Here is a 10,000-nt window from a genome sequence, read left to right as displayed (position 1 = left end):
ATAACCTTTTTCGTGAACGAAAAATCCACTCCCAAAAGAAGCCGGTCTTTCGCTCTTAAAATCGAAGTAATGATACGGACTGGTTATCGATTCGCTTTTTTTCGTTCGTATGGAAACCACCGAATCCTTGACGAAATGATAAACGTTTCGAAACGAATTCTGAATTTCGATCGCGGATTTTTGTTTTCCGGAGCTGATCGGCCTCCTATCGGAGAAAAGTGAAGACAACGAACAATCCTTCGGAAAAATCAGAACCAACATTAGAACAACGAAAAGAATTCCGTTGAAAACGACTACCTTTGGGAGTGAACGTATAAATTCCATGTTAGAACCTAAATTCAATTCCACTCGTTCGAAGAACAAGCCTAAATCGAAAATCAAAATCCAACACACCTTAATCTTAATTACTCTTTGTTTTGCTTTTGAAAATTGTGCGGGGTATCTTTGGCATTTAGGAACCGGACAACTCGACATTTTATTGAGACGACGATCGATCCGATCGATCCTTCAAGATGCGAACACAAAAAAAGAATTAAAAATCAAACTGCAACAAGTCGAAACGTTTCGAGAATACGGAATCAAAGAGTTGGGCCTGAATCCGTCCTCAGGATTTAAAAGTTTCGTAGAGTTGGACCGAAAGGAAATCGGTTGGCACGTCGCCGCCTGTTATCCTCTTAAATTAGAATCCTATACGTGGTGGTTTCCGATTGCGGGAACGGTTCCTTATAAAGGTTACTTCGATTTGGAAAAGGCGAAAGAAGAAGAAAACAAGCTCAAAGAAAAAGGATTCGATACGAGGATCAGAATCACTTCAGGCTATTCCACTCTCGGTTGGTTTGAGGATCCGATTTTTTCCTCCCAACTAAACGATACGAAACCCTACGAAGTCGCCTCTCTCGTGTTTCACGAAATGGCGCACGCTACGGTCTATTTTCCGGGAGATTCCCTATTTAACGAAAGTTATGCGAGCTTTATCGAAGAAGAAGGAACGCTCCATTTTCTGGAATCCACGGAAGGAAAAGAAAGCCCTATCAAAAAGGAGATTCTTTTAAAAAAGGAAGAATCGAAAAAATTAAGAATTTTTCTCGTGGAAACCGCAAGTCGTCTGCAAACGTTATACGCCACTGACAAAAACGATTCCGAAAAACTCGAAGGCAAAAAAAGAATCTTGGAAGAATTCAAAAGTTCCCTTCTAACTGCAAAGGGAAAATTTAAAACGATTCATACGGAAAAACTGGCTTCTAAAAACTGGAATAACGAAGATTTTGTGGGTTATCTTCGTTATCATTCCGGTTCCGACTTTTTTCGAAAAGAATTCGAAAAAACGGATCGTAATTTCACCCAGTTCCACGATAGGATGAGATCCCTTATCGATCTTTCGAACGAGGAACGAAAGAAATTACTTGAGACGGATCCGTTAAAAAACGAGTAATGACCTATGTCGTACGTAGAAATTAAAACTTCAAAACTCAACTTGGATTCAAATAGATTCTATAAAATGAGAATCGCATTCTATTCTTCCGAAATAAAACTGTTCGTATAGAGCCTATAACCGTTCCAAATTCGATCCAAGGGATAAATTTCCCTAATGGCGTCTAACGCTTCTTGGAATCGGTTATAAAGCGGAACTTTTGTTCCGCTGCGTTTGGTAAAACGTTTCAGAAAATCGACATGCGCCGTATCCGTTTGATCTCCGATAAAAACGACTCCCGGACTTAAAAAATTCTGACCAATCCAATAAAAAGAATCCCTATAATTCCGAATGTCATAACGTTCCTCTTCCAGAAAGGAGGAAGTAAAAATCCAATTTCCTTTTTTAGGAGTTCCGTAGGAATTTGGAAGTGTATTTCCACCGAAACTTAAATTCACCTGATTGACGATCTCCAGGGGTTCCTGCAAAATGTAAAGACGGCTTTTCGTATCAGAACCGAGTCTCCCCGAGCCCGCCTCGTAAACTTCGAGATCTTTTAAGGACTTCTTCCAACTTTCCTTAGACTTCGAACTTGCCAAAAATTGAATTTGATATTCGGGAGAAAATTCCTCCTTCGTGGAAAAAACGGGATTTGTAACGAGAGATTTCGGATCGTTGACGAGATAAAATCGATCCTCGGTTCTTGGAACCAAAGGAATTCTAAAATGATACGAACTCAAATAAAGATAGGTAAGTTTATTTTTTGCAAGTTTGATATTTTTTCTATATTCGTTTTCAAGTTCCTCCCTAAGCAGAACCTCGTAACCTCCTCTTGCCGCCTCTTCCAAATATTGAAATAAGGAAACCCTAAGTTTACGATTGTCTTTAAAAGCAAGATCACCTTTGGACTTCCCATTAATAAAGCGTATATAAAAAGACTCGAGTCCCAGATCCATCACGGCAAGAAACTCCTGATCCGGTGGAAGTTTCTCCTTAATTTTCTCCGCAACGGATACAAAAACGGGAATATCCTTGTAATCGGGATTGGAATTTAAAATCAAAGGGCGGGTAAGAGATAAAAGATCCTTAGCCACGGCGAGATCAAAGAATACCTCGGAATTGTTTTTTTGAAAACAGATCTTTTGTAAATACGTAATCAAATCTAGGAGTTCGATCCTTTCTTCGTAACTAAAATGTTTTCCTCGTTTGGATCGAATCGTGGAATTCAAGAACTCGATAAAATCCCTCGGCGCCTTTGCCGACGCTTTTTCGTAAAGGGACAACCATTCCGTTTTTTCGCCTCCGCCTTCGAGCGAGGAGATCTCACCTCGGTGGAAAAGGTATTTATTCATTAGAATATTCTTATCTTTGAATATTTTTTCGTATTCCGAATCCGCCGCAAAACGTGATCCGATTTTATTCATCCAATCCTTACTCTTGGACATTTCCCCTCTTGAAAATAAGGCCTGAGCGTAACCGAGCGTCATACGAAGAGCTCTGGATTTTGCCCCGCGATTCCATTCGTATTCCACCAAAGACTCCGCGAGCAAGTCGACTTCTTCGTTTTCTTGAAACGGAACCGAATATAAAATCAATCGGTACAAAAGACTCCGTTCTTCCGCATCCAAGGATTCGAAAAGTTTGGAGGAATTTCCGTAAACCGCAGAGTAGAGGGAATACGGGGAAAACCAGGCTCCCGTGATCTCCCTTTTCCAATTTAGAAGTAATCTTTCTCTAAATCTCCCGGTGTCGTCTTCCTTCCTCTTTAAAACTTCGAGCGCATCTTTCCAATTTCCGGAAAGAATCATATATAATTCTTCTTTTCTATGGATTTGATTTTTAGAAAGAGCCACACCTTGTAAAAAATACTTTTGCGCATACAATCCTTGCAGAATCTCCTCCACCCCCCTTATTTCTTCGGAATCGCCCGATCTTTCCAAAGCGAGTTTTCCGGCAAACTCCCCGATCTCCGGCTCGTAGTTAGTTCTTGCAATTTTTAGAATATTCTTATAATATAAATAAGGATCGTAAAAAGGGGAAATGTCCAACACCTTCAACGCGAGCGGAGCCACGGGAACTCCGTTCTTAAACGAATACAACGTCTTCAGCAGATCTTTCTTGGAGGAATCCACCACGTTTTCGAAAGTATAAGAATTACAATCGGAAAGATTCTTATCGAGATAGCAGGTCAAAAGTGCGGAAAACAAAATGGAATCCTTGACGGAATCTTCTCCAGCATTATTCAAAAGATCACCGTAGATTTCCTTCATCGTAGTTCCCGGAGAAAGTTTCCACCTTAAACGGAGCATATCCAATTCTCCAAAAAGGTCCGCACTTTCCGTTTTTTGAAAAGATCGGTTCGAAAACGCGTAGGTATAAGCCTCTCTTAAATTCTCTTTTCTTTCGTTGTTTCTAGCCAAAACATGCAAATTTTCAGAGGTTCGGTGCGTTTCTTTTTTCCTCAAAACGCTCGAACCTAAAAATAAACTTCCGGGAACGAAATCGGACAAAACTTTTTCCGGAGCAACGGCTTCGCAGGAAGTATTCAAAAGGCAGATTGAAACATTACGAATTCCTGATGCGTTTAACACTTCGTAAACCTCGGAAATTTTTCCGAGATCGAATTTCGTTTTTTCGTAGAAAAGAGCGGAAGAAATCTCGCTTCGATTATGAAAAAGATCTCGAATCGAAAGATTTTGTGCGGAAAAACTTTCTCCGAAAGAATTATCCCCACTGATACTCGGAAAAGGAGCCACGAGCATATCCGTATCCAGAAGTCTGGTTAAAATCCGATTGGTGGCGATTTTTCTTACGGGAAGAGTCGAATCGTAATTCGGCGACCCTTCTACGATAGCAACGTTACGCGCTATTCTTTTATCTTTTTCTTGAAGGGGCCTCAAATGAGAAGGTCGGAAAATTAATGAGAATCGTTCCGGAAGGATATTGCGAATCCTTTCAAAATCGATATGATCTCCCAGTTGTACAAACCAAATCTTCCGAGAAACAAACGGAATTTTTCCCGAATTGGAGATCCGACTTAACACCTCTTCCAACTTCCCGGTTTGATTTAAATACTCTTCATTGGATGCCGTAGCACGGTAGATCCTTACCTTATCGCCGACAAATTCGATTCTGAGATAACCTTCATCCGAGTTAAGCAAAGCGGTCACGGCAGGTTCTTTCGAAAATATACCAAGATATCCATCCAAACTCGGATTTTTACGATTTATAACGCCAAGCTCTTTTTCCAAATCCTTAGAAAGGTCCTGATATTCCTTGAGTAGACCCTCGGATTTTTCCTTTTTTTCCAACGCATTCTGAATCGCGGCATAGACAAATTTTTGTTTTCTGACGATATTTTGCAGTCTTACGACATCGGCCGTAAAACTTGGATCTTCCGATTCATGAGGAATTCTTATAAATTGACGGTATAGATTCAATTTGTGAAGCAGATTTAAACTTTGAAAACCTTCGGGAAACCGACCCAATTCGAAATCGAGCTCTGATCGTATTTTAAAAAGTTTATATATTAAGAAATATTTAAGTTCGTTTATCAAATGAGGATGAGACAGCAAGAGGGCAACAGCACGATCGACCTTTTCCTTCGCTTTGGAATGACTTTTTTCCTTTCTATAAATCTCCGCCTGAGTCACAAGCGTTTCGACCCATTCTTGGATATAGTAAAATTCGTTTGCAGATTCGGAAGTTAGATTCAAGGTCGCAATTGCTTTTTCCGTATCCCCTAATCGAACGTAAAGATTTGCCCTGCTGATTGAATATGACAACCTTTCTTTTCTTGTATATGGATCCTCCGCAAGGCCTACAACCTCTTTAGGAATCATTGACGGATTCTCTAAAAGCCCGGCCGCCCGGCCGAACAACTCGAAACCGGATAGGACATCTCCGATTCGAAAGAATTGTTCTCCCTGATAGTAATAAACCAGCGCTAAAGTTGGATCGTGATCGGGAAACGAATTATAAAATTTTAATATACATTTTTTAGTTTCAGAATGAATCACCTCCTCTTCATACCGAGTATCGCCCAAACAATCTTTTACAAAATTATATTTGGAGGAAATCAAACGTTCGGAAGCAGAACGTAGATTTTGCAGCTCCAGTTCGGGATCTTCTTCCGTATTTTCCAAATGTCCGAAGTAAGAATAGAGTCCTCTTTTAAAGGATGTTCTTGCCTTAGAAGTAAACCCCTTTTCGATTTCAAACTTCTCAGCTTGTTCGTAGGCTTCCATTGCAGTCTTAAATTCATTCCGTTTAAAATGTAAATACCCCAAATCGTTGAACGAATTGGATCGGATGAAAGAAGCCGCTAACGTAGAACCCAAATTTTTCGACTTTACGTAAACCAGGCGGGAGTTGATCTCTTCGATAGCTCTTTCGATTTCCATAGACGCAACGAGATTATTCACTCTGATTCCACTAGTCATCAAAGGCTGAAACTTAGGAGAAATCGCCTCCGGAAACCTCCCTTCACCCGAAATACGAACTCCGTCCGGAAGAGCGGCCTCCCAAATCCAATCCCAGATGTAATCCCAAAATTTGAGTTTTACACCCTTGGAAATCCAACCAGATCCTGACCGATTTGCGAGGATTTGCTCGGCTTCAACTAGATGAGATTCCGATAATTTATACTTTCCTAATTTTTGGTAACAGAGCGCCAAGCCGTTGTGGAGATTGACCGGATCGATCCATCCGTTTTCCCCATTCAAAGAAAGTGCGTCCTTATAGTAAAAAATCGCGTTTGTATACTCTCCGGATTCCATATAGGAAAGGCCGGTTAACGTGAATAAAAGTGCGAGTTTGAGCTTGTATCGTTGTAGTTTTTCCGCACTGCCCTTTCCAACCAAAGTTTTTTTAGATTCGTTTTCAAAATACAAGTCGGAAGCGGTTTTGAGTTTTTGAACCGCCGACTTATAATCGGCTACATAGATCGAAGATCTCGCGGAATTAAATAGGAATATCACCTTCTGACGATAATCTTCGAACTGTGTTTTGGAGATGATATAATCCGCTAGGGAATCCACTTTCGAATACTGTTCGTTGGCTTTCGGATAATTCTTCAAAAGAAAATAATTGTTTCCAAGATTCAGCCTTAGATCGGAAAGGGCCTTCTTGTTTTCGAAATTTTCCCCCAAAAGCTCCAGAACCTGACTGTAAAGTTCGATGTTTTCCTCAAAATTTTTTTCCGGAAAATATTTCTTATAAATACTTGCATATCTCTCTTCGTCGTTCGGTTGATCCTCTTCGGATTTCCTGCTCTTCAAAATGTCCACATACTGGTACATCCAACCCAAAAGTTGATAAGCCTCGTAATATCTAGGATCCGCGAAGATGATCCATCGTAGCTCGTATTCGGCTTGTTTAAAATCCCTAAGGATCTCCTCTTTTCTCGCAGGCGTCATCGAGTTGGCGGCGTTGTAGTACGTCTCTCGAATCACGCTCCGGTTGACTAAATAATACGAATAGCCGTATAACGTCGCTAAATCCAAGACGGGCCTGGATCTTGGAACCGCGACCTTATAATATTGATTGATATAACCGAGTCCCTCCTCCGAAAGCGGATCCACGCCGGCAATATCGATCACATTGAGTTTATTCAAAAGCGCTTTTTGTTTTTCTTCGCTTAAGAAACCAGAAAGTTTGAAGACGGAATCCACCATCATCCTCTGATAATAAATCGCATATTCCTTATATAGGGTTTCTATAAATAAGTTTCTATTTTTTACGAGAAACATATTTTCAGTATTGTAAAAATAGTGAAAGGCCGCGTCCTGAAGATTTCCCCTACGGTCGTGATCTCTCGCTTTGTTCTCGAAATAAACGAAAGAACGTTCGATTTCCTTTTCATCCAAGTCCACGCCGAGAAGGGGATCGTACTTTTCCAAATAGATCCGAAGTTCGTCAAAAGACTTCTGAACTTCTCCGAGTCCTTTGAAGTTATCCGACTTCAAAAGATGTACTTTTAAAAAAAGAGGATCGGTCTCCGCAACGTTCGATAAAAAAGTATTCAATAAAGAATTACTTTCCTCAAACGAACCTTTTCCGTTCAAGCCGAGAGATTTAACGTATAAAAAATATTGAAACAACCTAGGAGATTTTTTTTCGAGGGAATTAGATACGATTGAAATTTCCGCTGCATTTGTTCGTTCTAGAAAATTATTTCCTACTACCACTTCCCGATCGATCTGTTCATAGAGAAGTTTTAGTTCTTCCTTCCCGGTCTGAGGGTCGTTGGCAACTTGAAAAAAAGATTCGGGAATTTTATACCCGTGTAGCGACGCGTTTTTGTATTGTAAATCCCCCGACTTTCGATAGATATCCCGAATCCGATAGTAATCCGGATAATGATTTAGAATTTCATTATATACTTTCAAGGAATGCTGAAAATTTCCGGACTTACGGGCCAAATCTCCTTCTTCCTCCAAAAGGGAAGCCAGAAGATTATTTTCCACTTTTGAAACGGTTCGAATTTGTTCATAATACTCCCTGAGTTCTCGGATCGCAAGTGGAATCGAATTCTTTTTTTCTTGTGCTAGTAAAAGTCCGTATCCAAGTCCGGTAACCGGGTTGAAACGAGAGGCTGAAATTTCTTTTTTAGCACCTTCCGCGATTGCAAATCTTCCGGAATTTTTCGCTTCTTCGTATTTCAAAAGAAGGGCTTTGGACCGAACCAACGGGTAAATCGGGTCTTTGGAAAAGTAAAACTCGATCGCATCGATCGCCAAAAGAAAATTTTCGAAACTTTGTTTATCCTTATATTGTAGAGCGAGTTCGTATTGAGAGATAATATTTTTTTCCTTTGGCACGGCGCCAGAAGCGGGAATAAAATAAATATTTAGAGTATTATAATATGCCGCCGTAAACAAAATCGAGCCACCGTTAAACGAAGAAAATCTAGAGTCAAATAAAGAATCATTTCCGGAAGTCAACTGACGAACCTCTCCCGTCCTCAAATCCTTTCTTATAATGAGACTATTATCCCTTTCGTCCAAACGTCCGTTTTTATTCGTGTCGTTTTGAATCGAAGTATAATATAAATACCGCTTATCGTCCGAAAGAGAAGGAGAAAAATTAAGGTATGAATCTTTTGTAAGCCTTTCACTTTTTCCGGACATAAGATCCAAAAGATATACGTCACCGGAAGGGTTTTCCTGATACGAAAGATAGACGATTGATTTACCGTCGGAAGACCATACCGGCGAAGCCCCGCCATTTTGAGTCAATAATTTCATCGGTTCCTTGCCTTCCGTATCCAGGACGACTAAATTCTGGATTCCAGGAGTCAAACGATCCGTGGAAAACACCAAATGACGGCCATCAGGGGCAAAAAAAGGATCCGTATCCACGTTTGAATCCTTTTTCCCGGGAACATCAAAATTACGGTTTGTTAATATTATAAAATCAGAATTTATAAACCGTTTTCCCTCTAAGATTTTTTCGGCCCACAAACCCGGATTCATCTCAAGCAAAACCAAGTCCCCGGAAGAGTCGTATTGTTCAGATACGAAGACCAATTTTTTTCCGTCCGGACTGATCGCCGGTTTAAACTCCGGCGCAGGATGTGCGGTAACCGGAACCGTGATTGAACTTTTCAAATCACGAAACCAAATGTCGTAATTTCCCTTTTGACCGGTCGTATAAAAAAGATACCTCCCATCGGCCGTCGTAGAATTGTATAAATTATTTCCCCTCTGTACGGTAAGAGGAAACGGTTTTTCGTTTTCCGGTGTGAAATAATTTACGGCGATGGAGGAATAATTGAACTCTATGGGTTTAATCCTGGAGGATGCACGAAAGATAGAACAATGATAAAGAAAGAAAAAACAGAGGAGGAAGGAAAATCGAATCATAACCTATTCCTTACGCACCCATTTACCGGGCGACTTCTCGTAGTATTCCCCTTTTTCCACAAGACGATACCAAGTCTGTTCGAGATGAATTTTTAGGTGTTCCGATTTTTCTTTCGTGTCCGTTTTAGAACCCAGTTCGGAACGAAAGGCGGTCACCTTACCTCTATGTTCGTTGATAAGTGTAACTAGGGAATCGATCTTGGACTTCACTTCCTTTTTGGAAAGGTAATTCCTAATTCCCGCTTCCAACGCGGCCGGATTGATCCTGAGTTTTCCATCAAGCCCTTCGGCTAAAAAACCCTCTTCCTTCCAGGTCTTGACTTCCGGGGCCAGATACGCGAGAATTTTTAAGGACATTAGAATATCCTTATCTCCTCCGGCGTAATTATCGCCCGAAAAATCCCTTTTCCAAACTTCGGAGCCCGCAGAGGAAGTTTTGACCGAAGAAATCAGCCATCCGTCCTTTTCCAAAATTCGATCCTCTCCGATCATCTGTTTTTCGGAGGAGGTCTGCGTCTGGGTAAAGGTAATGGAAGGAGATTTAATGATACAACCCGTTAAAAACGAACACGATGCGAAGAATAAAAACATTAGATTTTTCTGATTTAGAATTTCGCATTTCATCTTAGGATTCTCCTTATTGATACGCATCGATTTCGGATCTTGCTCTTTTTAGGAAATTCGCAAGCGGCATTCTCTGTTGCGAAATCTGGCTATTTTCCAA

Annotated in this window: 5 protein-coding genes (2 of these 5 running past the window's edge); 1 reads left to right on the top strand and 4 read right to left on the bottom strand. The window is 40.6% G+C overall.

Annotation, left to right across the window (positions count from 1 at the left end):
• Nucleotides 1-324: the 5' end (the start) of a S1C family serine protease gene (locus CLV95_RS11865; RefSeq protein ID WP_002732046.1), read on the bottom strand. 783 nt of this gene lie to the left of the window's left edge; only the first 324 of its 1,107 coding nucleotides appear in the window; its start codon is at nucleotides 322-324; its stop codon lies off the left edge, out of view.
• On the opposite strand from CLV95_RS11865, the gene CLV95_RS11860 reads away from it, so the two are divergent.
• Nucleotides 323-1,432, top strand: coding sequence for an aminopeptidase (locus tag CLV95_RS11860; RefSeq protein ID WP_002732006.1), 1,110 nt, complete (start codon nucleotides 323-325; stop codon nucleotides 1,430-1,432). The genes CLV95_RS11865 and CLV95_RS11860 overlap by 2 nt on opposite strands.
• A gap of 80 nt (nucleotides 1,433-1,512) precedes the next feature.
• Here CLV95_RS11860 and CLV95_RS11855 read toward each other — a convergent pair whose 3' ends face one another.
• The 3 genes in view from CLV95_RS11855 to CLV95_RS11845 are tightly spaced (at most 13 nt apart) and all read right to left on the bottom strand, a layout consistent with a single transcriptional unit that may run on beyond the window.
• A complete protein-coding gene (locus CLV95_RS11855; RefSeq protein WP_002731996.1) occupies nucleotides 1,513-9,276 on the bottom strand; it encodes a PD40 domain-containing protein in 7,764 nt (2,587 codons plus the stop codon).
• A 3-nt stretch (nucleotides 9,277-9,279) separates the two neighbouring features.
• Nucleotides 9,280-9,900: a DUF1318 domain-containing protein gene (locus CLV95_RS11850; RefSeq protein WP_107694970.1), complete on the bottom strand. Its 621-nt coding sequence runs from the start codon at nucleotides 9,898-9,900 to the stop codon at nucleotides 9,280-9,282.
• 13 nt (nucleotides 9,901-9,913) lie between these two features.
• A protein-coding gene (locus CLV95_RS11845; RefSeq protein ID WP_016749140.1) for an LIC_11026 family protein crosses the window boundary here: on the bottom strand, nucleotides 9,914-10,000 show its 3' portion. Its footprint extends 2,913 nt past the window's final position; the window shows 87 of its 3,000 coding nt (coding positions 2,914-3,000); its start codon lies off the right edge, out of view; its stop codon occupies nucleotides 9,914-9,916.

The sequence above is a fragment of the Leptospira borgpetersenii serovar Javanica genome (assembly GCF_003046425.1).
GTDB lineage: Bacteria > Spirochaetota > Leptospiria > Leptospirales > Leptospiraceae > Leptospira > Leptospira borgpetersenii.
The sequence above is the reverse complement of the archived record's forward strand: the minus strand, read 5'-3'. Positions and strand labels throughout refer to the sequence as shown.